Origin of the sequence: Acidocella aromatica (assembly GCF_014201825.1) — a bacterium.
In the GTDB taxonomy this organism is placed as follows: Bacteria; Pseudomonadota; Alphaproteobacteria; order Acetobacterales; family Acetobacteraceae; genus Acidocella; species Acidocella aromatica.
On sequence record NZ_JACHFJ010000004.1, the window covers coordinates 36062 to 59229 of the forward strand.

Here is a 23168-nt window from a genome sequence, read left to right on the forward strand (position 1 = left end):
GGGAAATCTGCGCGCCGCGCAGGGGGAATGCAAGAATTATCGCGCCAGCAGCTCCCGCATGGTTTGCTCGATTTTGGCGGTTTCCACCGGAAAACGTCCCGGCGCGCCGGCGCAATGGCCATAGACGGAGTCGAGCACCTCCAGCCGCGCGCCAGGGATGAAGCTGGTCTCGTGAGCCGCCTCCTCGGCGGTGAAATAGGCATCGTACCGGCAGGGCATCGCGATGGTTCGGGCGGTGATGTGGCTGAGAGCGGCGCGGTAATCTCCGCTGCAGCCGGGCAGGGCGCCGATATCCGCGTTGGCCCAGGTGCTGAGCATGGCAAGCAGATCGCCTGCATCGAAGGACAGATGCTCATTCTCCCACTGCACCAGAAACGCCTCTAGGCTGTCGGCGCCGAGTTGGCGGTAGAGCGCCTTGCGGAAGAACGGCGCTGAGTAGGCCCAGCCGCAATAGGCGCGGCCAAAGGCTTTCAGCCCCTCGGTGGGAGGGCGCAAATAGGCACCGCCTGCGTAATTGCAGTCGGCCCTCAGCGCCGCGGCCACCCCTTCGAGAAACACCCGGTTGAGCGGCCAGCAGCGTGACGTGCCGCAGATGGGTAGTAGCGCCTTCACCATCTCAGGGTAAGCGGCGGCCCAGGAATAGGCTTGCATCGCGCCCATCGACCAACCAGCGGCGAGAGCGATACGCCGCACGCCCAGATGTTCACTCAGCAGCCGGTGCTGGCAGGCGACGTTGTCGTGGATATCCACAGCCGGGAAAGCGCCCCGTGCCGCCCCCGCGGGGCGGTGGCTAGGCGAGGTGGAAACGCCGTTGCCGAACATATTGGGTGAGACGATGAAATACCGGTCCGGGTCCAGCGCCCGCCCCGGCCCGATCAGCCCGGCATAGGATTGGTGCGTGCCGGTATAATAAGTCGGCAGCAGGATACAGTTATCGCCCGCCGTATTCAGCCGCCCCCATGTGGCATAGGCGAGGACCGCATCTTCCAGCATCGCGCTGGAACGCAGCGTGACATCGCCAAGAGGAAAACGCGCCAACTCCATGCCGCCAGCTCCCAGTAAAGGCCCTGGAAGCTTTGTCCCAGGGCCGTTGAGGCTCAGAAAAACTCGAGATAGCGCTTGGTCTCCCATTCGGAGACGTGCGCCATGTAGGAGAGCCATTCGTCGCGCTTGTATTCGAGCCAGGAGGCCTTCATCTCCGGGCCAAAGACCTGTTCGGAGAGCGGATCAGCCTCGAAGGCGTCCAGCGCTTCGCCCAGCGTGTGCGGCAGCTGGCGGATGCCTTTGCGCTCCAGCTCCTCGTTGGTGGCCTTGTACATGTTCGCGCGGTTCGGCTCGCCGGGATCGGCGGCGGCGCGCACGCCTTCCAGCCCCGCGGCCAGCACCATTGCGGCCCCCAGATAGGGGTTGCAGGAGCTGTCCGCCGACCGCAGCTCGATACGTCCGCCGCCGCCGGGAATGCGTACGGCGTTGGTACGGTTGTTGTTGCCGTAGCAGGCGAAGATCGGCGCCCAGGTGAAGCCGGACATGCTGCCCTGCTTGACGAGACGCTTATAGCTGTTGACTGTGGGCGAGATCACCGCGCAGATCGCGGGCAGATGCGCGATGACGCCAGCGATGAAATGATAGCCGAGCGTGGAGAGGCCGCAACCGCGCGGGTCGGCATTATCTGCAAAGAGGTTTTTGCCCGTTGCAAGATCGGCGAGCGACATGTTGAAGTGAGCGCCGCTGCCCGAGCGGTTGGCGTAAGGCTTGGGCATGAAGCTGGCGAAGCAGCCATGCTTGCGGGCGATCTGGTTGGCCATCATGCGCAGGAACACGTAGCGGTCGGACATCGTCACCGCTTCGGCATATTGGAAGTCGATCTCGAACTGTCCCTGTCCGTCCTCCTGATCGAAGGAATAGACATCCCATCCCAGTCCGTTCATCGCGGTGACGAGTTCGCTTAACCAGTCGAAATTATCGAGAGCCGCACCGATATCGTAGCATGGCTTGCTGAGCTGGCGCTTGGTCACGTGCTCAGCATTGCCGCCCGCGTCCCGGCGCAGCACGTAGAATTCCGCCTCCATGCCGAGATTGAACTTATAGCCGAGATCGGCTGCTGCCTTGGTCTGGCGTTTCAAAATTCCCCGGCTGCAGGCCGAGAAGGGTTTGCCACCCAGCCAGAGATCGCTCGCCAGCCAGGCAACGTTGGTACGCCAGGGAAGAACGGTGACGGAGGAGGGATCGGGCCTTGCCGCCACCTCGTCGTCATGCACACTCTGCGGTACGCCCTCAAGGGCGGCGCCGGTAAATAGTTCTGAACCGTGCAGCATCTGGTCGGCATGGTCGACCGGCACAATCTTGCCTTTGGAAACGCCATGCATGTCAACATAACTTGCCAAAAGAAATTCAATCTTCTTTTCAGCGATGGCAGCTTCAAGCAAAGATGTCTCTTTTATCATGATATTCATGTCTCTCTTCTATCCGGGGCGTGGGCGTGCACCTCCTCATCCGCCAGCGGAATGGCCAGCAGTCATGGGAAGCGTTGCGTGAATGGAGGGTTACTGCGCGATTTTCGCGCGGACGTATTCGGATAATTGCCAGACCGCTTTTTCCAGATGGCTCAAGCGGCCGGGGCGGGCGGCACCTGTTTTTGCTCCAAGTTGCTGCATCTCATTAACGGCAAAATCTTCTTAACGGCAAAATCTTCCAGATTGACCTTGTCGACGAACTGCATCTCCTTTTCCATGAAGGCTTCGTAACCGGGCATATCCCTGGCTTTGGGGCGGGCGAGCACATAGGTCTGCACCATCGTGCGGTTTGCCGCGACCGGCTGCGAGCGGAACCAGTATACACGATCAGGCCAGATATTAATCATATGGAATGGATACACGAGGAAGAGCTGAAAACAGCGCCGATCAAACGTGGTCAGATCATCACTTAACAAAGGCGTGCCAATCAGGATGTCTTCGTCGCGTACTGTTTCGCGCGCGGGCGAGACCCCATACGTCCAGGCCGGATGTCCATCCTCGATATAAGACAGCCGGGCAGGGAAGGAGGCCTCAAACGTCTCGGGATGTGCGGCGATATGGTGGTAACATTCCATGAACGTTTCCACCATGATTTTCCAGTTGGATTTACAGTCATAGCTGTATTCACCAACTACGATCAGTTCATCGAGTTTGAACTTGGCGAGTTGCGCGGAGAGGTCAGCCAGTTGCGGCGCCAGCGAGGGAGCATCGCCGGAGAGATTGGCATAGATGAAGCCGTCAACAACCTCGGTTGAAAAGCCGGGCAGATCGCAATCATTCTGGTGGAATTCAACCTTGTCCATCAGCGGCGCACCAAGCAGCTTGCCGGTGAGGTCGAAGCCCCATTTATGGAATGGGCAGGAGAAAAGCTTGATGTTTCCTTTGCCTTCGACAAGCGGTGCCCAGTGATGGGTGCAGATGCCCGACAAGGTGCGAATAACGCTATCTCGCCCCCGAACGATGACAAGCATCTCATCGAACAGGTCGAGAGTAAAATAGTCCCCGGCTTCTGGCACCTGGGAGACGTGCCCCACGCAAACCCAGCCGGGTTTAAAAATCTTCTCGACTTCCAGAGCAAAGAACTCATCGGACACGTAGGTTGATGGGGGTAGGGTCTCGGCGTGTTCCAGGGCGCGGCAGGCGCCGCGCGTGGCGGCATTCAGCATCGCCACCAGGGCATCCCGCCCGGCAGTTTGTGGCGGGACATCTAAGATCGAACGCATGTTCAACTCCTTTCGTCTGGCCTCAAAAATGCTCTGGCTGCGGGTTCGCATGCTTAGCTCGTGCAGAGTTTAATTTCTGCGTAGAAAATGCGCAACAAATAATAAGCTGATTAATTAATTATTTTTGTGGCCGCGTTTTTTGTAATTATGACTATAAAATAGTCTCTTTGATTAAAATATATGCAGTATCAGAGGTGTTGCTTGCGTACCATCTTTCTCCTTGCTACTGCTGCGGGTGTGAAAACTTCGCACAAGAACAAGGCCGCAAGCTCCGTTCAACCGCTGGCCGAAAAGGGCCTCATGCAAACAGCAGACATCGAAGCGCCCGTCAAAAAGCGGCTTGGCCGGCCGAAAAACTCGTCGGGTGATAATGCGGCGACTCTGCTCCGCGTCGCGCTCGATCTGTTTTCGGAACAGAATTACTCGTCCGTGACGGTTAAGAATATCGCCAGTGCCGCGGGGGTGAATGCGGCTCTTGTTCATTACTATTTTGCGAGCAAGGAAGATTTGTTCCTGAAAGTCGTCGAGGCGGCGGCGAACGAGGCTTTCGAGACCTTCGAGGCGATCCGCAACAATGCGGTCGCGCCACGGGAGGTAATCTCCCTGTGGATCGAGAATCATATCCTGCAGTTCAGCCTGATGCAGAAGCTCATCAAGATCAGTCTGGATTACGCGACTATCCACGACCGGTCCGAACGTATCGATAACGCCATCCGCAAGTTCTACGATATCGAGGAAGAGGTTCTTGGCAACGCCTTGCGCCGGGGCATCTCTGAAAGCGTTTTCAAGCCGTGTGATGTAAACGGTATGATCACCTTTATCTCGACCTTCCTCGATGGCGCTCTGATCCGCTCGGTAATGTTCCGTGATAAATTCGACCAGCGCGCGGCGATCCGGAATCTGTGCGACGTAACCCTGCGCTATCTGGAAGAAAAATAGCGACATGCCGGGATATTTGCCTTCTGGCGGGTTCAAGATACATTAATTGATACTGACCAGATTGGGGAGGCTCCGCCGCGTGACGACAGACGCAACCAAACCGCCAATTGGCCCGAAAACCCGCTTGTGCATGTCGTTGGCCGCGCGGCCGGGAACGTTCGGAACCCGTTTCCATAACAGGCTCTATGAGCAGCTGGGCCTCGACTACGTCTACAAAGCCTTCACCACCACCGACCTGCCTGCCGCCATTGGCGGCGTGCGCGCGTTGCAGATTCGCGGTTGTGCCATCTCCATGCCGTTCAAGGAGGCGGTGATCCCGCTGCTGGATGCGATGGCCCCCTCCGCCGGGGCGATCGACAGCGTCAACACCATCGTCAACGATGATGGGCGCCTGACAGGCTACAATACCGACTATACGGCGATCTACACGCTGCTGGAACGTGCCGGCATTGGCCCGGATACGAGGTTCATCCTGCGCGGCGCAGGCGGCATGGCCAAGGCGGTGGCCGCCGCGCTGTTCAATCGTGGTCAAACAAATGGCGTGGTTGTGGCACGCAACGAGGCGAAGGGGCGTGCGCTGGCGGCGTTGTATGGGTTCGGGTGGGAAGCGGCGCCTGATGACCTGACAGCGCCGCTGCTCATCAATGCCACGCCGCTGGGCATGGCCGGGGCTGACGAGGACAGTCTTGCGTTTCCAGAAGCGGCGATCAAGGCCGCCCATACCGTGTTCGATGTCGTCGCGCTGCCGGTGGAAACACCGCTCCTGCGCGCGGCTGAAAAAGCGGGCAAGCAGCGCATCTCGGGTGCTGAGGTCGCTGTGTTGCAGGCGCTGGAGCAATTCGTGCTTTACACGGGGGTACGCCCTTCTACCGAACTGGCGGCCCAGGCGGCAGCTTTCGCGCGGGGGGCGTAGCCTGTCCGCTTGCAACAGCGGCGGCCAGACGTTCAACACCCCGGACGATGCTCTTTGGCGGAATGGCGGCAAAACCAAGGATCACGCCATTCCGCCGCGGCTCTGCCGTGTAATAGGCGGACAGAGGTTGGACAGACACGCCCCATGATTTTGCTGCTTGGCAGAAGCTGACATCATCAACGCCATCGGGCAGCTCCGCCACCAGATGCATGCCGGATTCGGCTTGGGTGATTTGCAGAAAACCGCCGAGCTTGCGCTCGATCTCCTGGATCAGGACCTGCTGCCGTTCCTCATAAAGCTGCCGCATGCGCCTTATATGCGCGGCGAATTGTCCGCTTTGCATAAAGCCCAGAAGCGTCATCTGTTCCAGCAGGGAAGGGTGCCGGTCGATGACGCTCTTGGCATTGCCGAAGGCGCGCGCGAGGTAGCCAGGCACCACCAGAAAGCCAAGGCGGAAGGAGGGCAGCAGAGATTTACTGAAGGTGCCGAGATAGATCACGCGCCCTGTGCGGTCTAGGCTCTGCACTGCGGGCAACGGTGTGCCGTGGTAACGGAACTCGCTGTCATAATCATCCTCGACGATCCATGCTCCGGATTTTTCGGCAAAGGCGAGCAGCTCCTTGCGGCGTTCCATACTCATCGTCATGCCCAGCGGATATTGCCGCGACGGCGTGATGAAAATCAGCCGTGGCCTGGGCTCAAGCATCTCGCCAGCACTCACCAGCAGCCCCTGGCCGTCAACGGGCACCGGTACCAGCCGCGCACCGGCGGCGATCAGCGCGCTGCGTGTGCCGACATAACCCGGCTCCTCGACCCAAACGGAATCGCCATGGTCGAGTAGCACGCGGGCGAGCAGGTCCAGCGATTGCTGCGAACCTGATGTCATGATCACATCCTGCCCGACGCAATCCAGAAAACGTGTGGCTTTCAGGTGCTGGCTGATCAGTTCGCGCAGCGGTTCGTAGCCAGCCGGATCGGCATAGCCCAGCATGTCCGGCTGCACCTGCCGCCAGCTTTGCACCATCAGCCGCGCCCAGGCGTGCAGCGGAAACGCGTCGAAGGCCGGTAGATCCGCGACGAAGGGCACCGGTTGCGCTGGACCGGCGGTGACAGACAGTTCGGTAAGCAACCGTCCTCGCGCCGAGAGCGAAGGATGGGAGGCTGCCGGGGGGGGACCGTCGGCTTTCGAGGATTTGCGTGGCAGCAGCCTGTCCTCGGGCAGGATATTGGCGACGTAAGCGCCGTCGCCAACGCGGGTCAGGATATACCCCTCGTTGCTCAACAACTCATAGGCCGAGGTGACCGTATTCCGGGAAAGCTTCAGTTCTTGCGCCAATACACGGCTCGCGGGCAGGCGCGTGCCGCCGGGCAGACGGCTGCCGACAATCGCGCCGCGCAGTTGTTCGTATAATTGCTGGTACAGCGGCTCTGGCTGTGCCGCGTCCAGCGTGAGCGCGATTAGCGACCCGAACGAGGCCCGCTTTTTCACGCATTCTGCTCCTGCTGTTTCATCGTGTTCGAGCGTGGCATGAACCAATGGCGCTTGGCGAGTGGAAAAGGCCAATTTTAAATTGGCTCCAAACGAGAGGTGGTATTGGCCCTGTTATGCCTCGTCTCCGGCGGACAGGATGGTGGCACTGGTTCATCCCGAACGAAGGATATCGCCCATGTCCACCCCGCCGAGCGAACGTGCCCGTGTGAAGCGTTACAACCATATCGCCGATTACGATCCTGCGACCATCCACGCCATTCTCGACGCGATGCCGCTATGCCATGTCGGCTACGTGTTCAACGGCTCGCCCTTTGTCACGCCGACACTGCAATGGCGCGATGGTGACTGCATCTTCTGGCATGGCTCCGCCGCCAGCCGTATGCTGGAGAGTGCGGAATGTCAGGATGTCTGTGTGACTGTCAGTATCTATGACGGCCTGGTGATGGCGCGCTCCGCCTATAATTATAATATCAACCATCGCTCGGTGATGATCTTCGGCAAGCCGGAGAAACTCTCGGACGAGGAAAAAGCCGTACAGCTGCGCAATATGGTCAACAAGACGATTCCCGGCCAGTGGGAGCGCTTGCGCCCGGTCAAGCCGCAGGAACTGAAGGCGACCACGGTGCTGAGCATGAAGATCACCGAGGCTTCGGCCAAGCTGCGCTCGGGCCAGCCGGATGACGACGAGGACGCGGATTTCCCGGTCTGGACCGGCGTAATCCCGGTTCGCCATGAAATTGGCGCTCCGATTCCCAACCCGAAGAACGTGCCCGGGGTGGAATTCCCGGAGGACGGCCATAAGTTCAAAATCGGGTAGCTCCCCCGTGGCCATCCGCCGGATGGCACATAAGCGTCTGAGACAAGAATTCCTGCCCATCCGGTAAATAACGCCGCTATACTTGGCGTATAAATATCGAAAATTCCAATGTCCTCGGCCGGGGCTTCCCCGGCGGCGGAACGGAAACGGAGGAAAATTGTCTTAGCCCCTTCGGCCAGTGCCGGGCGGGAGCGGTTTTGTCCCTGTTCCGTCTTCCCGCCGCCAGCAAGCAGCCCAGGTGTGCAGGCAAGGAGGGGAGATGACCAAGAATATGGCCAGCATGGAGGGCCGTTGTGGTACGGCGCTGCCGTTCGACCTCTGGCGCGAGGCGCTGGACCGCGACTACGCCCTCGGGTGCCGGCAGCCGCGCGGCGCCGCCTTCGCCTCCGCCATCAGCATGGATTGGATCGGCGGGCTAAAGGTCGCGGATGTGCGGATGCCCCCCCAGACGCTTTCTCCCCAAGGCCGCCAGCGCGTTGAGGAAGACGTGCTGATGGTCAAGATGATCGTGGAGGGCGAGGCTGTGTTCGAGCGTGATGGCGAGCAATGCCGCTTCGGCGCGGGCGGGCTGGTCATCGTGGACCCGGCGCAGCCCTTCCTGGAGCATGTGGTGGAGCACGCCAAGCTGTTGGTGGTGAGCTGCCCCAAACAGGCTTTGCGTGAGCGTGGCTACCGTTACCGGCTGAACCGCTGGGTGGCGCCGGATACCAGCTCGCCCGATGTACGGCTGGTGCAGGATATGATCCGCCTGATCGCCACGCATAGCCCCGTACTGAACGAGGAGATGCGCACCCGCCTTGGCTACCAGTTGCTGGACCTGATGGATGTCATCATCCGCGAGGACATGGCCGCCCCAGCCGAGACAACGCGGCTGAAGGTGAAGCATTACATCGCGCAGAACCTGGGTGATACGGCACTGGATGCGGCGAAGATCGCCGCCGCCGTGAACCTCTCCACCGGGCATCTCAACCGGTTGTTCGCGGCGGAGGATAGCTCGCTGATGCGCTTTGTGTGGAACCGCCGGCTGGATCTGGCGCGCGAGATGCTCGCCGCCCCGCGCTGGCGCGGGCAGAGCATCGAGGCCATCGCCTGGCGCTGCGGCTTTGTCAGCGCCGCGCATTTCAGCCGCATGTTCAAGGAGCGTTATGGCGTAACGCCGCGCCAGATGCGCATGCTGCCACCCTAACCGTCACCCATCCCGCCGGACGAACCGCCTTGCACGCCCCCTGCGTGCCGGGAATGGCGCCGCACGGCCTGTTCTCAACCCCCAAGGAGGAAACGATGACGATGAAATCCACCACAAGGAGGCCTATGGCATGGACCAGATGACCGGCATTCCCCCGCATGCCGAGCCGCATTGGAGCGGTACGCTGTATGACGGCACGTTCAGCCCTGCCTCTGGCGGTACGCTGATTGTATACGAGAAAGCCACCGGCGCGGAGTTGGCCGCCACTGGCCTCGCCACGGCGGAGGACGTCACCCGCGTGACCGAGCGCGCCGCCGCGGCCCAGGCCGCCTGGGCCGCTACCCCGGCCGCCGAGCGCGCCGCCATATTGCGCGATGTCGCCGCCCGGCTGGAGGCCAACTGGGACGTGGCCGCCGCGTGGATCATGCGCGAGACCGGCGGCGTGCGTCCCAAGGCGGATTTCGAGATCTTCACCGTTGCCGCCTTCTTCAAGGAGGCCGCCGCGATGCTGGACGAGCCCCATTACCTGGAGGTGCAGGCCACGGGTGCTGCGCATAGCTATGCGCAGCGCGTGCCGCACGGGCTGGTGGGCATCATCGCGCCGTTCAATTTCCCGCTGATCCTGTCCATGCGCGCCGTCGCCCCGGCTTTGGCCACCGGCAATGCTGTGCTGCTGAAGCCGGACCCGCAGACGCCCATCAGCGGCGGGCTGATAATGGCCCCGCTCTTCGAGGCCGCAGGCCTGCCGCCGGGCCTGTTCAACGTGCTGCCGGGCGGCGCGGATGTCGGCGAGGCGCTGTGCCGCGAGCCGCGCATCCGCATGATCGCCTTCACCGGCTCCACCGCCGCCGGGCGAAAAGTGGGCGCGCTGGCTGGCGAACACTTGAAGAAGACCAGCCTGGAGCTCGGCGGCAAGAACGCGCTCATCGTGCTGCCGGATGCCGATCTGGAACTCGCTGTCTCCGCCGCCTCCTACGGTGCCTTCCTTCACCAGGGGCAGATCTGCATGGCTTCCGGGCGCATCCTGGTGCACGAGGCTATCGCCGATGCGTTCGCCGCCTCGCTCGCCGAGCACGCGGCGCGCCTTCCGGCGGGAGACCCGATGTCCGGTCAGGTGGCGCTTGGCCCCATCATCAACCAGCGCCAGGCCGAGCGTGTGCACCGCTTGGTGCAGGAGAGCATGGCGGCAGGAGCAAAACTGCTGGCGGGCGGCACGCCGGACGGGCTGTTCTACCCGGCCACGGTGCTGGATGGCGTCACCCCCGGCATGGCGGTGTTCGAGGAGGAGGTGTTCGGCCCTGTCGCCAACATCGTCCGTTTCAGCACCGAGGATGAAGCCGTGGCCATGGCCAATGCCGGCCAGTATGGCCTGAGTGCTGGCATCATCACCGCCGATATCGAGCGCGCCAAGGCGGTGGGCGCGCGCATCCGCACCGGCATGCTGCACATCAACGACCAGACCGTCGTGCACGAGCCGCATATTCCCTTCGGCGGTGTTGGCAGCTCGGGCAATGGCGGACGCATCGGCGGTCCGGCCAACTGGGACGAGTTCACCCAATGGCAATGGGTGACGGTGAAGGACACCCCGCCCGCCTATCCCTTCTGAACCACCAACAACAAACCAACCTCCAAGGAAAAATCATGGTATCCTGCACATGCGCCGTCGTTCACGGCAAGTCCCAGCGCTTCTCGGTGGAGACACTTACCCTCGAAGACCCTCGCCCCGGCGAGGTGCTGGTGGAGATTGCCGGCGTCGGCATCTGCCATACCGACATCGTGGTCCGCGACCAGTATTACCCCACCCCGCTACTCGCCGTGCTGGGGCATGAGGGCTCGGGCCGCGTGCTGAAGGTTGGCGCTGGCGTCACCAAGGTGGAGCCGGGCGATCATGTGGTGCTGGCCTTCGGCTCCTGCGGCGAGTGCATCAACTGCAAGCAGGGCAAGCCGGGCTATTGCCTCAACTTCTTCGGCTACAATTTCGCCGGTTGCCGGCCGGACGGTTCCAAGCCCTACCAAGCCGCCGACGGTTCGCCCATCTCGGGCTGCTTCTTCAGCCAGTCCTCCTTCGGCACCCATGCCCTGGCGCTGGAACGCAATGTGGTGAAGATCGGCAAGGATGTGCCGCTGGAGCTGATGGGCCCGCTGGGCTGCGGTATTTCCACGGGTGCGGGCACGGTGATGAACGCGCTGCGCCCCGGCGCCGGCAGTTCCATCGCCATCTTTGGCGCGGGCTCGGTGGGGCTTTCGGCGGTCATGGCGGCCAAGGCGGTGGGCTGCACCACCATCATCGCCGTGGATTTGAACCAGGACCGCCTGAACTTCGCCCTGGAACTTGGCGCCACCCATGTCGTCAACGGGCGCGAGGGCAACAGCGTGGAGAAGATCCAAGAGCTGACCGGCGGGCTGGGTGTGGAATACTCCATCGAGTGCACCTCCGTCCCCGCCGTGTTCCGCCAGGCGGTGGATTGCCTGCGCGTCACCGGCCAGTGCGCCCTGGTGGGCGCGGCGGCGCTGGGGACCGAGGTGACGTTCGATATGAATTCCATTCTGTTCGGCCGTTCCGTGCGCGGCGTCATCGAGGGGGAGTCTGTGCCGGATATCTTTATCCCGCAGCTTATCGAGCTGTGGAAGCAGGGGCGCTTTCCGTTCGACAAGCTGGTCCGCTTCTATAAGCTCGATGAAATCAACGAGGCCGTTGAAGCCTCCGAGAAAGGCAGCGTGCTGAAGCCGATCCTGTGTACGGCGGCGTAAGACTCTACTTGGCCGATGACGGGCGGCGCACGGTGAGGCTGGACGCCGCCTAGCCAAAGGTAAAGCTATAAGCGTCCACATCCGGGTCGAGGAACTGGATGGTGAAGACACGGTCGCGCACCGTGCCGCTCTGGCGCACCAGCTGATACAGGCGCTCGCCATCCACCACGCCGTAGCCCTGGGCGTCGGTATCGGCGCCGTGGTCGGCTCCGGGGGCGGCGCCGTCCAACAGTACGCGGAAGCGGATCGTTTCGCCCGGCTTGCCGGGGCCGAGTACTAGATGCAGGTCGCGCGCCTGGAAATGGAAGGCGATGCTGCCGGGCGCGCTAACCAGCCGCGCGGCTTGCGCGCCATCCTGCCAGGTGCCGCCAAGCGCCCATTGGTTCAGGCCAAGCCTGGCGGGGATGGTGTAACTCGCGGGCTGGTCGTCGGCCATGCCCTGCGGCGAGGCGAAATTCTCCGCTCGCGCATAGCCGATATAGGTCTCGGGCGAGTTGTCATCCGCCATGTCGGCTGCGGCCTCGGCGCCGCTGCCGCCGGGGGTAACTACCCCGCCCGGCACATCGGCATAGCCCGCCAGGCGAAGCTGCTGCTGGATCTCCATCTCAGTGGCCGCATAGTCGCCTTCTCCGAAATGGCTGCTCACGACCTCACCCTGGGCATTCACCAGATATTCCGCTGGCCAGTACTGGTTGGCGAAGGCGTTCCAGATGGCGAGGTTGCTGTCCACCGCCACGGGGTAGGTGATGCCGAGCCGCTTCACCGCCGCCGCGACATTGGCGGTATCACGCTCGAAGGCGAATTCCGGCGAATGCACGCCGATGATGACGAGGCCATGATCCTTGTATTTGGCGTTCCAGGCCGTGACGTAAGGCAAAGTGCGCAGGCAGTTGATGCAGGAATAGGTCCAGAAATCGATCAGCACCACCTTGCCGCGCAGGTCTGCCGGGGCGAGGGTAGGTGAGTTCAGCCAGGCGGTGGCGCCCGTCAGTGGCGGCATCTGGTCGGCCTGCGCCACGCTTGCGAGCATCGGGGCGGAGCCTGAGGGCTTGGCGCCGAACAGCCGCAGCAGTCCTTGCTCCAGCGCCGTGGTGTTGGCCGAGGAGAGGCGCGCCAGCACGCCGGTCTCGGCGCCCGAGGCGATGCCCGCAACGGCCAGCAGCACTACCACCCCGGCGCCGCGGCGCACCCACTCCCCCAGATGCAATTCGCGCTTCATCTGCTTGAATAGCCCGCCGCCTACGCCCACGGCCAAGCCCAGCGAGGTCGCGGCCCCGGCGGCATAGGCCAGCAGCAGGAAACCGGTGCGCAGGCTGGCCCCGGTGAGCGCCGAACCCGCCAGCACCAGCCCCAGGATCGGCCCGGCGCAGGGGGCCCATAAAAACCCCACCGCCACGCCGAGCAGCCCGGCACCCAGGGTTTCGTGCCGCTGCGTCTGCGCCGCCGCCGAGAGCTTGTTGCCCAGCGCAACCAATGGGCGCGTCATGCGGTCGGCCAAGCTGGGGAAGAGCAGGCTCAATCCCAGCAAGGCGAATAGGGCCAGGGCAATGTTCCGGCCATATTCGTTGGTCCGCACGATCCAGGCCCCGCCAAGCGCCGCCACCGAGGCCAGCCCTGCGAAAGTGATAGCCATGCCCGCCAGAAGCGGCAGGGTGCTGACGGTGAATGGCCGTCCGGCACGGGCAAACACGAAGGGCAGCACAGGCAGAATACAGGGGCTCAGAATGGTGAGCACGCCCCCCAGATACGTCACCAGCAACAAACTCAGCATGGCTAACTCCCCTTTGGCGCGGCCCCGTCCGCCGGGGCCGTCTCCAGCCGTTGATTTGATCGCCGTCCGCTTCAGCGTCCAATTCCAAATGGGCATCGTTTTGATGCCTTGGCAGGGGAGCCGATGGTTTGGACGGCGGAAAATGCTAATCAGGAAACCAATGGAGGGCATGATGAGCCAGACGATCCCCGGCCCCGACGGCCAGTCGCGCTGCGCCTGGTGCGCGGCGACGCCGGAATATCTGCGCTACCACGACACCGAATGGGGTTTCCCGGTGGCCGATGATACGCGCCTGTTCGAGAAGCTCTGCCTGGAGGGTTTCCAGTCTGGGTTGAGCTGGCGCACCATCCTGGCCAAGCGCGAGAATTTCCGCGCGGCGTTCAGGGACTTCGACTACAATGCCGTGGCGCAATTCGGTCCGGCGGATGTCGAGCGCTTGTTGCGGGATGCGGGCATCGTACGCCATCGCGGCAAGATCGAAGCCGCGATCAACAACGCCAAGCGCGCCCAGGAGCTGGTGCGCGAGGCGGGGTCGCTGGCCGCGTTCATCTGGAGCTTCGAACCCCCGGCATTGGCGAAGCCGCAGATGGTTGCGACGTCCCCGGCTTCGATTGCCATGTCCAAGGCGCTGAAGAAGCGCGGCTGGGCGTTCGTGGGGCCGACCACCGTTTATGCCTTCATGCAGGCGATGGGCCTCGTGAACGACCATGCCGAGGGCTGCGCCGTCCGGGTGCAGGCCGAGCAGGCCCGCGCCGCGTTCCGGCGGCCGGGGTGGTCAGCCTAGCGTCGCCTCCGCCTTGGCGCGGGCGGCCAGCTCGGCGGCGCGGGCAATGCTGGCGGGGGTGCCGCCAATGCCCCAGCTATCCGGCTGCGCAGGGGCGATATGCACGCGGATGCGCCCTTTTTCGGTGCCCAGATTGCGGTGCAAAATCTCGGTGATGGCGGCGATGATACGATGGTGCTGCTCTTTCGGGCGGCCTTCCATCAGCACCATCTGCACGAATGGCATCTCCACCTGCCCGCGTGGGGTGGATTTCAGCACCTCGGCGGCGGGCGCGCCTGCAATGCCCCACAGCTCGGGGTCGATCTCGGTGATCCACACCTCCAGCCGGTCCTTCGGCGCGATCAGGATGTCGGACATCGCTTCCGAGACCTCGGCGATGACATTGCGCAGCACGGCGCGCGGATGGCCTTGCAGCAGGTTGATATGGGCGACAGGCATGGAGGTTCCTTTCCGGTTACGGCAGGCCGCGTCGGCGGCCGGAATCGAGCATCAGGGTCGAGCCGGTCATGGCGTCGGCCTCGGGGGCGAGAAGTGTGGCCACACCCCAGGCCACCTGCTCGGACGTGGTGAAGGCGCCAATGGCGGATTCGGCCTTCAGCTCAGCGAACACCTCAGCCATATCCACGCCGCGCTGGGCGGCGCGGCTGGCGGCGACGTTACGCAGCCGCTCGGTGTCGGCCGGGCCGGGGGCGACGACATGCGCGGTAACGCCGCGCGGCCCATAGGCCAGGGAAAGCTGGCGGCAGAGATTCATCAGCGCCGCATTGCCAACGCCCGCCGTGGCGGCATAGGCGGTGGGTTCCAGCCCGTAATGCCCGCCAATGGCGATGATGCGTGATTGCGGCACGAACCGCGCCTCGGCAGCGCGCACTAGGCGCAGCAGGCCGCAGACCTTCACGTTCACCGCCCCCAGCAGTGCCTCGGTGGAGGCTTCCAGCACCCCGCCCGCCACTGGTACACCCACCGAGTGCACGATGGCCCGCACCGGCGCATCCAGCGCCGCGCTTACCGTGGCGATGGCGTCGTCGCTGGCGAGGTCGGCCGGGCAGGGGCGGATATGCGGGCTAGTCGCGGCCAGCGCCTCCAACTCCTCCGCGCGGCGACCGACGATGATCACATCCAATCCACGCTCCACCAGCCGGCGCGTAATCACCTGCCCGATGGCTCCGGTCCCGCCGGAGACGATGGCGAGTTCCCGCGCCATTACACGAACCGCGCGGAGACGGTGCCGAGATCCTGCATGCGCAGGCACACATGGTCGCCCGCTTTGCAAGCAACGGCCTCGGTGATGCCGCCTGTCATGATCAGCGTTCCGGCCTCCAGCCCTTCATCGCGCCGGGCCAGCAGGTTCACCACCAACGCCACGGCTAGCGCCGGATGCCCCAGCACCGCCGCCCCCGCACCGAAGGAGAACGGCTTGCCGTTATGCTCTAGAGCCATGCCCAGCGTGCGCAGGTCGAGGTCTTCCACAGGCCGGGCGCGCCCGCCCAGCACGAAACGCGAGGAGGATGAGTTGTCGGCGACCACCGAGGCGAAGTCGAACTTGAAATTCTCGTAGCGGGAATCGATGATTTCAAGTGCGGGCATCACGAACTCGGTGGCCGCCAGCACGGCGCCGATATGGCAACCAGGGCCGCGCAAGGGTTTCTTCAGCACGAAGGCGATTTCCGGCTCGACACGCGGGTGGATGAGCTTGGCGCGCTCGATCTCCCCGCCATCGGGCACGGCGAAATAATCGGCCAGAAATCCGTAGGACGGATTCTCCACGCCCACCTGGCGCATCTTGGCGCGCGAGGTGAGCCCGGCCTTCATGCCGACGATCTGGGTTCCGCGTGCTATCTTGCGGCGGCGGATTTCGTGCTGGATGGCATAGCCATCGGCCTCGGTAATGCCGGGATAGCGCAGAGAGATCTGCGGCACGGCCTTGGCGTTCAGCTCGGCGTTTTCCAGATACTCCGCCAATTCAGCGGTCTGCTCGGGGGAAAGTGTCATGGCAGGTCCCTTAGGCAAAGCGGACGGAGCAGGAGCCAAGCCCGCCGATGGTCATGCTGAGATGATCGCCTGCGGCGATGGGAATGAGCGTGGCGAGCGAGCCGGAGAGCACAACCTCCCCAGCCTTGAGCGAGATGCCGAGTGGCCCGAGCGTATTGGCAAGCCACGCCACCGCATTGGCCGGATGCCCCAGCGCCGCAGCTCCGGCACCCGTTGCCACCACCTCGCCGTTCTTCTCCAGCACCATGCCGCAAAGTGCAAGGTCCAGCTTACGCGGGGCCAGCGCCATGCCGCCGAGCACGAACACGCCGCAGGAGGCGTTATCCGCCACCGTGTCCTGGATGTTGATCTTCCAGTCCTGAATGCGGGAGTCGACGATTTCAAAGCACGGCATCACGGCCTCGGTGGCGGTGATGACATCGGCCACCGTCACCCCCGGCCCGGTGAGGTCGCGCTTCATGAGGAAGGCGATCTCCCCCTCCGCCTTGGGCTGGATGAGCCGGGACATCGGGATCACGTCGCTCTCGTTGTAGATCATATCCGAGAGCAGCAGCCCGAAATCCGGCTGGTTTACGTCCAGCAGCGTCTGCACGGCGCGGGAGGTGGCGCCGACCTTCTTGCCGACGATGCTAGCCCCCGTCGAAAGGCGGTGACGCAGCATATGTTCCTGAATGCGGTAGGCGTCCTCAATGGTGAGGTCATGCCCGCGCGAGGTGAGGGGGGTGACAGGCGTGCGCGCCACCAGCGCTGCGTGCAGTTCGTCACCTAGGGTGGCGAGCAGGACCTCGCGGGAATTAGAGCTTAATGCAGACATTTTTCAACTCGGTGTAGAATTCCAGGGAATGCACGCCGCCTTCGCGGCCAATGCCCGAATGTTTCGCGCCGCCGAAGGGCGTGCGCAGGTCGCGCAGGAACCAGGAGTTCACCCAGACCACGCCCGCCTCCACGGCGGCGGCCATGCGGTGGGCGCGGGCGAGGTCGCGCGTCCACACTGCGGCGGAGAGGCCGTAATTGGTGGAGTTGGCGCGTTCGATCACCTCGTCCTCGGTATCGAACGGCGCGATATGGCAGCACGGGCCGAAGATTTCCTCGCGGCAGATGGCGGCGTCGTCGCCCAGCCCGATCCAGATGGTCGGCTGCACCCAGGCGCCGTTCGCATATTCGCCCGGCATCCCCGGTACGCCGCCGCCGGTCACCACGGTCGCCCCTTCCTCCACGGCTTTGGCGTAGTAGGACAGCACTTTCTGCCGGTGCTCCTGTGAGATCAGCGGCCCCATGGCCACGCCCGGCTCGTGCGGCGGGCCGACGCGCATGCCCTCAGCAGCAGTTTTCAGCGCGGCCACGAATTTGTTGAAGAACGGACGTTCAACGAACAGCCGCTCGGTCCCCAGGCAGACCTGCCCGGTATTCATGAAACAGGAGCGCAGCGTGCCCTCGATGGCGGCATCGAGATCGGCATCAGCAAAGATGACGCCTGGGTTCTTGCCGCCCATCTCCAGGGAGACAGGGCGCGCGCCATCGGCGGCGGCCTTCATGATCGCGGCACCCGTACGGGTTTCACCGGTGAAGGTGACGGCGGAAACACCCGGATGGGTGGTTAGGAACTCGCCCGTGGAGCCGGGGCCGAAGCCGTGCACCACGTTGTAAACGCCCGCGGGGATGCCAACGGCATTCATCACCTCGCCCAGCAGGGCGGCGGTTTGCGGCGTCTCTTCGGAGGGCTTCACCACCACGGCATTGCCACAGGCGAGGGCAGGGCCGACCTTCCAGGTCATCAGCAGCAACGGCGCGTTCCAGGGGCAGATGACGCCCACCACACCCACCGGCCTGCGGATGGCGTAGTTCAGCGCGCCCCGGCCATCGGGGGTGGACATCTCGAAGAATTCTGTTGGCACGTTCTTCACCACATCGGCGAAGACGCGGAAATTGGCGGCACCCCGCGCGCACATATGCTTGGCCACACCCGCGGGCATGCCGGTATCGGCAATCTCGGCGGCGATGAAGTCATCCGCGCGCCTCTCCATCTCGGCGGCAACGGCGTTGAGCAGTTCGACACGGTCGGCCAGGGTAAGCTTACCCCATTTGCCCTTCATCGCGGCCCTGGCGGACGATACCGCCGCGTCCACATCCGCTTTCGCCGCCTCGGCCACCGTGGCGATGACCGTGTTGTTCAGCGGTGAGCGTTTTTCAAAGCTCTTCCCTTCGGCGCCTTCGCTGAAAGCGCCGTTGATAAAATTCAGAATGTGGGTCACGAGGTTTCGTCCGTCAGTAATTCTGTTCAGAGGTTAGCTGAACACGGTCAGGAAGGTTTCGTGCAGCTTGCGCTGCGCGTAGTCCAGGCCTTCGGGCAGATGCTCGATGGGCCAGGTGAGCTTGTGCATGTCCGGGTAGGAGATGTAGCCGCCCGCGAAGGTCTCGAAGCGGTTTCCCGAACGGTCGAACGCGTAGATCGTCGCACCACGGGTAATGCCATGGCGGGTCGGGCCAATATCCACCGGCACGTGGTTCATCGACATCAGGTCAGCCGCGCGCAGCACTTTCTCCCAGGTGTCGATCCAGTAGGAGACGTGGTGCAGTTTGCCGTCTTCCGGCGCGCGCACGAAGGCGATGTCGTGCGTCTTGTTTGAACAGGATAGCCACACGGCGATCTGCGTCTTGCCGTCCTCGGCCACCACTTCCTCAGTGAGGTAGAAGCCCAGCACGTTGATGAAGATATCGCGGGAGCCATCAAGGTCGCCGCCGCCCAGCAGCGCGTGGTCCATGCGGGTGGGGGCGATGCCCTTCTCCGCCTGGGCCGGCCAGGGCGCCGGGTTGGAGTAGGAGAGGCCGTTGCCCACGTCCTTCTTCTCAGCATATAGCTCGATGACATGGCCGGTCGGCACGGTGAAGCGTACGCGCTCACCGGTGGCCAGCAGCTCGCCGGCCGGCACGCGCTCGGTCTTCACGCCATAAGCGTTCAGATCGGCCTCCAGCTTGTTCAGCGTGGCGTTGTCGGAAACCTTGAAGCCGAAGAAGTCGAGACCCGCCTTGTCGGCCTGACGGATGATGACGCTGTGATGGTCGCGCTCGTCCCAGGCCTTGAAATAGACGCGGTCCTGCGCGTCGCGGCCAACTTCCTCCAGCCCCAGAACCTCGCGGTAGAACTTCGCGTCCTCTTCCAGGTTCAGCACGCGAATTTGCGCGTGGCCGGGACGCAGTACACCATTAATACCCATATCCGCTTTCTCCCTTTGTTTTTAAAACTCTATGCGGCCGGTTGGCCAGGACGCGTGATGCTCTTGTGAAGCTTGCCGATGACCGCGACGCTCACCTCCTCCAACGGGCGCACGCAGCAGGCCAGCACACGGCCCTGCGCGAGGTCTTCTTCACTGACATATTCGCGGCTCATGGGGCGCATCTGCTCATAGGCGCCGGCGATGACCTGCACCTTGCATACCGAGCATCCACCGCCCCGGCACCCCACCGGAATGCCGCGCTTGCCCAGCCTGTGCATGCCGGTGAGTAGGCTCTCATCGGTCCGGCAGCGATAATTCTCGTTGGTGTCCGTTATCGTCACCACAACATGCTCGACCGCACCTTGTTTGCCCGGCGCGGTGCCGGCGGGAACGTCCATTGCCCTAAACCTCTTGATTCTTGTTAGTTTCGAGAGATTGCAAGATTTGCGCTATTCCTGAAAATACTTTTTTTAGCTATTAATTCATACTCGCTGGGTATGAGGTTTGCTGCATCTGCGAATTGTGCTCTGCAAAACGAGACGCGGCATTTATGAGGAACAATCGAGAAAAATGCTGGAACTTCGTCATCTAAAATACTTCGTCGCCGTGGCCAAGGAGCAGAATATCGGCCGTGCGGCGCTGGCGCTGAACATCTCGCAACCGCCGCTGACGCGTCAGATCCAGCAATTGGAGGAGATTATCGGCGCGCCTCTGTTCATCCGCTCGGTAAAGGGCGTGGAGATGACCGCAGCCGGTCAGGCGCTGTATGCCGATGCCAAGGCGATTCTCTCACTGGCCGATCTTGCCGTGGAGCGCTCCCGCCGGGCCGCCCATGGGCAGCTCGGGCGGCTTGATGTCGGTATCTTTGGTACAGGCATGTTCGATATCGTGCCCCGCGTGCTGCTGAGGTTCCGCAACGCCTTCCCGGATGTGGAAATCGCCATGCACACCATGACCAAGACCGAGCAGGTGGAGGCGCTGCGCCAGCGGCGTATCACCATCGGCTTCAACCGGCTGGTGCCGAAATACCCCGATATCAAGTCGCGTGTGGTGATGTGGGAGCGCTTGGTCGTGGGCCTGCCGCGTTCCAACCCGTTGGCGGAGCGGGAGGCTTTGTCCATTGCCGATCTGGCCGGGCAGCCTTTGGTACTGTTCCCCAGCACGGGGCATCCGAATTTTTCCGATTTCGTGGCGCACCAATGCCGCGAGCACGGCTTCATCCCCCAGGTGGTGCAGGAGGTGGGGGATGCTGTCACCGGCGTGGCGCTGGTGGCGTCGGGCTTTGGCGTTTGCATTGTCCCGGAATCAGCCACCCACTTCAGAGCCTCGGGCGTGGTATATGTGCGGTTGAAGGAATCGCCGCCCACCATGCTGGATGTAAGCTGCTTATATCTGCAGGACGATCCCTCACCGATCTTGCGTGAATTCCTGCGCATTCTGGAGGAGTTCCGCGCCGAGAACGGCGTGACTGACGATGCATGAGAGGTATGGCGCACACTGCCAAATGGTATTGGACGGCATGACGCTTGCCACCTAGCCTGCCTGCTTAACCGCCGCCCAGCCAATCGGGGCGGGAAAGTGGGAGGACATGGCGAAGATCCGATGTGCATTGATCGGTTCCGGCAATATCGGGACTGATCTGATCTACAAGCTGCGCCGCAGCGAAGTGCTGGAACCTGTATGGATGGTCGGTATTGACCCTGAATCCGAAGGGCTGAAGCGCGCCGCCGGGATGGGGCTGAAGACCACCGCCGAAGGTGTGGAGGGGCTGCTGCCACATGTGCTGGCAGATAATATCCAGATCGCTTTTGATGCCACCAGCGCCTATGTGCATGCGGAGAACAGCCGCAAGCTCAACGCGCTGAGCGTGATGATGATCGACCTGACCCCCGCCGCCATCGGCCCGCTTTGCGTCCCGCCGGTGAATCTCAAGCAGCACACCGCCAAGCTGGAGATGAACGTGAACATGATCTCCTGCGCGGGCCAGGCGACCATTCCCATCGTGCATGCCGTCTCGCGCGTCCAGAGCGTGGATTATGCCGAGATCGTCGCGACACTGGCCTCCAAGTCGGTCGGTCCTGGTACGCGCGCCAATCTCGATGAATTCACTTACACCACTTCCGACGCACTGGTGGCGGTGGGAGGTGCGCGGCGTGGCAAGGCGCTGGCGGTCATCAACCCGGCCGAACCGCCGATGATTATGCGCAACACCGTCTATTGCCTTACCGACGACGAGCCGGACGAGGCGCGCATCACAGCCTCGGTGCGGGAGATGATCGGCGACGTGCAGAAATACGTGCCCGGTTACAAGCTGGTGAACGGCCCGGTGTTCGACGGCAATCGCGTCGCCGTGTTCCTAGAGGTGGCGGGGTTGGGTGACTACCTGCCAACTTACGCGGGCAATCTCGACATCATGACAGCCGCCGCCACCCGCACCGCCGAGATGTTCGCCGAGAAAATCCTGGCGGGCAGCCTGAAACTTCCCACGCCGCAGGAGGCATGAGATGAGCTTCCCCGACCTTAAGGGCCGTAAGGTCCTCATCCACGACATGTGCCTGCGCGATGGCATGCACGCCAAGCGCGAGCAGATCTCGCTCGACCAGATGGTAAAGGTTGCTTCGGCGCTGGATGCCGCAGGTGTGCCGATGATGCAGGTGACGCACGGCGCCGGTCTGGGGGGCAATTCCATCCAGCATGGTTTCGCCCCGCATACCAACGAGGCTTACATCTCCGCCGTGGCCGAGGTGGTGAAGCAGGCGACCATCTCTGTGTTGCTGATCCCCGGGCTCGGCACAATGCGCGAGTTGGACGCAGCCTATAACTGCGGCGCGCGCTCGGTGCATGTGGCCACGCATTGCACCGAGGCCGACACCGCCCAGCAGCACATCGCCTATGGCCGCAAGCTGGGCATGGATACCTCGGGCTTCCTGATGATGTCCCACCTCAACTCGCCCGAGGGCATCGTGGCCCAGGGCAAGCTGATGGAAAGCTACGGCGCTCAGACGATCTACGTGACGGACTCGGCTGGCTACATGCTGCCCGAGGATGTCACCGCCCGCATCGGCGCCCTGCGCGACGCGCTGAAGCCCGAGACGGAAATCGGCTTTCACGGGCATCATAATCTCGGCATGGGCATCGCCAACTCCATCGCCGCCATCGCGGCGGGCGCCACGCGCATCGACGCGTCGGTGGCTGGCCTCGGCGCTGGGGCGGGCAATACGCCGCTGGAAGTGTTCGTTGCGGTATGCGAGCGCATGGGCATCGAGACCGGCTGCAACCTGTTCGGCCTTATGGACATGGCCGAGGAAGTCGTCGTGCCGATGATGGACCACATGGTGCGCGTCACCCGCGAGGCGCTGACGCTCGGCTTCGCTGGCGTCTATTCCACCTTCCTGCTGCACGCCAAGCGCGCCGAGGCCCGCTATGGCGTCCCGGCCCGTGACATTCTGGTGGAGTTGGGCCGAAAGAAGATGATCGGCGGTCAGGAGGATATGATCGAGGATACCGCGCTGACCATGGCCAAGGAGCGCGGCATCAAGGTCAGCCACGCCGCCTGAGGCGGGCTGGCGCGC

The 23168-nt window shown here is 63.1% G+C and carries 22 protein-coding genes; 10 read left to right on the forward strand and 12 right to left on the reverse strand.

The features are described 5' to 3' along the window. Positions 1 to 36: 36 nt before the first annotated feature. The 3 genes from HNP71_RS06400 to HNP71_RS06410 all read right to left on the reverse strand — a co-directional run bounded on the left by HNP71_RS06400 (position 37) and on the right by HNP71_RS06410 (position 3736). Positions 37 to 1044 carry an alpha/beta fold hydrolase gene (locus tag HNP71_RS06400; protein WP_183266059.1) on the reverse strand — a complete coding sequence of 336 codons (1008 nt, stop codon included), beginning with the start codon at positions 1042 to 1044 and terminating at the stop codon, positions 37 to 39. A 53-nt stretch (positions 1045 to 1097) separates the two neighbouring features. Continuing rightward, positions 1098 to 2453 carry a type III glutamate--ammonia ligase gene (glnT, locus tag HNP71_RS06405; RefSeq protein ID WP_343062290.1) on the reverse strand — a complete coding sequence of 452 codons (1356 nt, stop codon included), beginning with the start codon at positions 2451 to 2453 and terminating at the stop codon, positions 1098 to 1100. 152 nt (positions 2454 to 2605) lie between these two features. Next, positions 2606 to 3736, reverse strand: coding sequence for an aromatic ring-hydroxylating oxygenase subunit alpha (locus tag HNP71_RS06410; protein WP_183266061.1), 1131 nt, complete (start codon positions 3734 to 3736; stop codon positions 2606 to 2608). A gap of 201 nt (positions 3737 to 3937) precedes the next feature. On the opposite strand from HNP71_RS06410, the gene HNP71_RS06415 reads away from it, so the two are divergent. Together HNP71_RS06415 and HNP71_RS06420 are read left to right on the forward strand one after the other, a co-directional pair. Beyond that, the gene (locus HNP71_RS06415; protein ID WP_183266062.1) at positions 3938 to 4675 is read left to right on the forward strand and encodes a TetR/AcrR family transcriptional regulator; all 738 of its coding nucleotides are present in this window, start codon (positions 3938 to 3940) and stop codon (positions 4673 to 4675) included. A 79-nt stretch (positions 4676 to 4754) separates the two neighbouring features. Then, the gene (locus HNP71_RS06420) at positions 4755 to 5588 is read left to right on the forward strand and encodes a shikimate 5-dehydrogenase (protein ID WP_343062293.1); all 834 of its coding nucleotides are present in this window, start codon (positions 4755 to 4757) and stop codon (positions 5586 to 5588) included. Here HNP71_RS06420 and pdxR read toward each other — a convergent pair. Next, a complete protein-coding gene (gene pdxR / locus HNP71_RS06425; protein WP_183266063.1) occupies positions 5542 to 7077 on the reverse strand; it encodes a MocR-like pyridoxine biosynthesis transcription factor PdxR in 1536 nt (511 codons plus the stop codon). The two genes, HNP71_RS06420 and pdxR, sit on opposite strands and share 47 nt — an antisense overlap. Positions 7078 to 7255: 178 nt before the next feature. Between pdxR and HNP71_RS06430 the strand changes: the two genes are divergently transcribed. From HNP71_RS06430 to HNP71_RS06445, 4 genes are all read left to right on the forward strand, one after another. Further along, positions 7256 to 7897, forward strand: coding sequence for a pyridoxamine 5'-phosphate oxidase family protein (locus HNP71_RS06430; protein WP_183266064.1), 642 nt, complete (start codon positions 7256 to 7258; stop codon positions 7895 to 7897). A gap of 259 nt (positions 7898 to 8156) precedes the next feature. Beyond that, positions 8157 to 9083, forward strand: coding sequence for a helix-turn-helix domain-containing protein (locus tag HNP71_RS06435; protein WP_183266065.1), 927 nt, complete (start codon positions 8157 to 8159; stop codon positions 9081 to 9083). A 130-nt stretch (positions 9084 to 9213) separates the two neighbouring features. After that, the gene (locus HNP71_RS06440) at positions 9214 to 10689 is read left to right on the forward strand and encodes a benzaldehyde dehydrogenase (RefSeq protein ID WP_183266066.1); all 1476 of its coding nucleotides are present in this window, start codon (positions 9214 to 9216) and stop codon (positions 10687 to 10689) included. 35 nt (positions 10690 to 10724) lie between these two features. Then, positions 10725 to 11834 (forward strand): NAD(P)-dependent alcohol dehydrogenase, encoded by a 1110-nt coding sequence (locus HNP71_RS06445; protein WP_183266067.1) that lies wholly within the window; start codon positions 10725 to 10727, stop codon positions 11832 to 11834. 49 nt (positions 11835 to 11883) lie between these two features. Here HNP71_RS06445 and HNP71_RS06450 read toward each other — a convergent pair whose 3' ends face one another. Continuing rightward, the gene (locus tag HNP71_RS06450) at positions 11884 to 13605 is read right to left on the reverse strand and encodes a cytochrome c biogenesis protein DipZ (protein ID WP_221246661.1); all 1722 of its coding nucleotides are present in this window, start codon (positions 13603 to 13605) and stop codon (positions 11884 to 11886) included. A 169-nt stretch (positions 13606 to 13774) separates the two neighbouring features. Between HNP71_RS06450 and HNP71_RS06455 the strand changes: the two genes are divergently transcribed. After that, on the forward strand, positions 13775 to 14389 hold the full coding sequence (locus HNP71_RS06455; protein WP_456304182.1) for a DNA-3-methyladenine glycosylase I: 615 nt from the start codon (positions 13775 to 13777) through the stop codon (positions 14387 to 14389). On the opposite strand, the gene HNP71_RS06460 is transcribed toward HNP71_RS06455, so the two are convergent. The 7 genes from HNP71_RS06460 to HNP71_RS06490 are packed head-to-tail and all read right to left on the reverse strand — an operon-like array spanning position 14381 to position 19994. After that, complete coding sequence (locus HNP71_RS06460) at positions 14381 to 14827, reverse strand: tautomerase family protein (RefSeq protein ID WP_183266069.1); 447 nt, start codon at positions 14825 to 14827, stop codon at positions 14381 to 14383. The two genes, HNP71_RS06455 and HNP71_RS06460, sit on opposite strands and share 9 nt — an antisense overlap. Positions 14828 to 14843: 16 nt before the next feature. Continuing rightward, complete coding sequence (locus HNP71_RS06465; RefSeq protein WP_183266070.1) at positions 14844 to 15593, reverse strand: SDR family NAD(P)-dependent oxidoreductase; 750 nt, start codon at positions 15591 to 15593, stop codon at positions 14844 to 14846. Continuing rightward, positions 15593 to 16381: a 2-oxo-3-hexenedioate decarboxylase gene (gene dmpH / locus HNP71_RS06470; protein ID WP_183266071.1), complete on the reverse strand. Its 789-nt coding sequence runs from the start codon at positions 16379 to 16381 to the stop codon at positions 15593 to 15595. Before dmpH ends, HNP71_RS06465 begins: the two co-directional genes overlap by 1 nt. 10 nt (positions 16382 to 16391) lie before the next feature. Continuing rightward, the gene (dmpE, locus tag HNP71_RS06475; RefSeq protein WP_183266072.1) at positions 16392 to 17195 is read right to left on the reverse strand and encodes a 2-oxopent-4-enoate hydratase; all 804 of its coding nucleotides are present in this window, start codon (positions 17193 to 17195) and stop codon (positions 16392 to 16394) included. Continuing rightward, positions 17176 to 18633 carry a 2-hydroxymuconic semialdehyde dehydrogenase gene (locus tag HNP71_RS06480; RefSeq protein ID WP_183266073.1) on the reverse strand — a complete coding sequence of 486 codons (1458 nt, stop codon included), beginning with the start codon at positions 18631 to 18633 and terminating at the stop codon, positions 17176 to 17178. The genes dmpE and HNP71_RS06480 overlap by 20 nt, the downstream gene beginning before the upstream one ends. 33 nt (positions 18634 to 18666) lie before the next feature. Next, positions 18667 to 19596: a catechol 2,3-dioxygenase gene (locus tag HNP71_RS06485; RefSeq protein ID WP_183266074.1), complete on the reverse strand. Its 930-nt coding sequence runs from the start codon at positions 19594 to 19596 to the stop codon at positions 18667 to 18669. Between the two features lie 29 nt (positions 19597 to 19625). After that, positions 19626 to 19994 (reverse strand): 2Fe-2S iron-sulfur cluster binding domain-containing protein, encoded by a 369-nt coding sequence (locus HNP71_RS06490; protein ID WP_183266075.1) that lies wholly within the window; start codon positions 19992 to 19994, stop codon positions 19626 to 19628. Positions 19995 to 20166: 172 nt separating this feature from the next. On the opposite strand from HNP71_RS06490, the gene HNP71_RS06495 reads away from it, so the two are divergent. The 3 genes from HNP71_RS06495 (at position 20167) to dmpG (ending at position 23153) form a co-directional block, all read left to right on the forward strand. Next, positions 20167 to 21078 carry a LysR substrate-binding domain-containing protein gene (locus HNP71_RS06495; protein ID WP_221246662.1) on the forward strand — a complete coding sequence of 304 codons (912 nt, stop codon included), beginning with the start codon at positions 20167 to 20169 and terminating at the stop codon, positions 21076 to 21078. A gap of 106 nt (positions 21079 to 21184) precedes the next feature. Continuing rightward, the gene (locus HNP71_RS06500; RefSeq protein WP_183266076.1) at positions 21185 to 22099 is read left to right on the forward strand and encodes an acetaldehyde dehydrogenase (acetylating); all 915 of its coding nucleotides are present in this window, start codon (positions 21185 to 21187) and stop codon (positions 22097 to 22099) included. A gap of 1 nt (position 22100) precedes the next feature. After that, positions 22101 to 23153: a 4-hydroxy-2-oxovalerate aldolase gene (gene dmpG, locus HNP71_RS06505; RefSeq protein WP_183266077.1), complete on the forward strand. Its 1053-nt coding sequence runs from the start codon at positions 22101 to 22103 to the stop codon at positions 23151 to 23153. Positions 23154 to 23168 lie beyond the last annotated feature (15 nt).

Bases quoted from the DNA above. Each gene is read 5' to 3' on its own strand.
- HNP71_RS06400 (WP_183266059.1), bottom strand. From the start codon at position 1,044: ATGGAGTTGGCGCGTTTTCCTCTTGGCGATGTCACGCTGCGTTCCAGC.
- glnT (WP_343062290.1), bottom strand. From the start codon at position 2,453: ATGAATATCATGATAAAAGAGACATCTTTGCTTGAAGCTGCCATCGCT.
- HNP71_RS06410 (WP_183266061.1), bottom strand. From the start codon at position 3,736: ATGCGTTCGATCTTAGATGTCCCGCCACAAACTGCCGGGCGGGATGCC.
- HNP71_RS06430 (WP_183266064.1), top strand. From the start codon at position 7,256: ATGTCCACCCCGCCGAGCGAACGTGCCCGTGTGAAGCGTTACAACCAT.
- HNP71_RS06435 (WP_183266065.1), top strand. From the start codon at position 8,157: ATGACCAAGAATATGGCCAGCATGGAGGGCCGTTGTGGTACGGCGCTG.
- HNP71_RS06440 (WP_183266066.1), top strand. From the start codon at position 9,214: ATGGACCAGATGACCGGCATTCCCCCGCATGCCGAGCCGCATTGGAGC.
- HNP71_RS06445 (WP_183266067.1), top strand. From the start codon at position 10,725: ATGGTATCCTGCACATGCGCCGTCGTTCACGGCAAGTCCCAGCGCTTC.
- HNP71_RS06450 (WP_221246661.1), bottom strand. From the start codon at position 13,605: ATGCTGAGTTTGTTGCTGGTGACGTATCTGGGGGGCGTGCTCACCATT.
- HNP71_RS06455 (WP_456304182.1), top strand. From the start codon at position 13,775: ATGATGAGCCAGACGATCCCCGGCCCCGACGGCCAGTCGCGCTGCGCC.
- HNP71_RS06460 (WP_183266069.1), bottom strand. From the start codon at position 14,827: ATGCCTGTCGCCCATATCAACCTGCTGCAAGGCCATCCGCGCGCCGTG.
- HNP71_RS06465 (WP_183266070.1), bottom strand. From the start codon at position 15,593: ATGGCGCGGGAACTCGCCATCGTCTCCGGCGGGACCGGAGCCATCGGG.
- dmpH (WP_183266071.1), bottom strand. From the start codon at position 16,381: ATGACACTTTCCCCCGAGCAGACCGCTGAATTGGCGGAGTATCTGGAA.
- dmpE (WP_183266072.1), bottom strand. From the start codon at position 17,195: ATGTCTGCATTAAGCTCTAATTCCCGCGAGGTCCTGCTCGCCACCCTA.
- HNP71_RS06485 (WP_183266074.1), bottom strand. From the start codon at position 19,596: ATGGGTATTAATGGTGTACTGCGTCCCGGCCACGCGCAAATTCGCGTG.
- HNP71_RS06490 (WP_183266075.1), bottom strand. From the start codon at position 19,994: ATGGACGTTCCCGCCGGCACCGCGCCGGGCAAACAAGGTGCGGTCGAG.
- HNP71_RS06495 (WP_221246662.1), top strand. From the start codon at position 20,167: ATGCTGGAACTTCGTCATCTAAAATACTTCGTCGCCGTGGCCAAGGAG.
- HNP71_RS06500 (WP_183266076.1), top strand. From the start codon at position 21,185: ATGGCGAAGATCCGATGTGCATTGATCGGTTCCGGCAATATCGGGACT.
- dmpG (WP_183266077.1), top strand. From the start codon at position 22,101: ATGAGCTTCCCCGACCTTAAGGGCCGTAAGGTCCTCATCCACGACATG.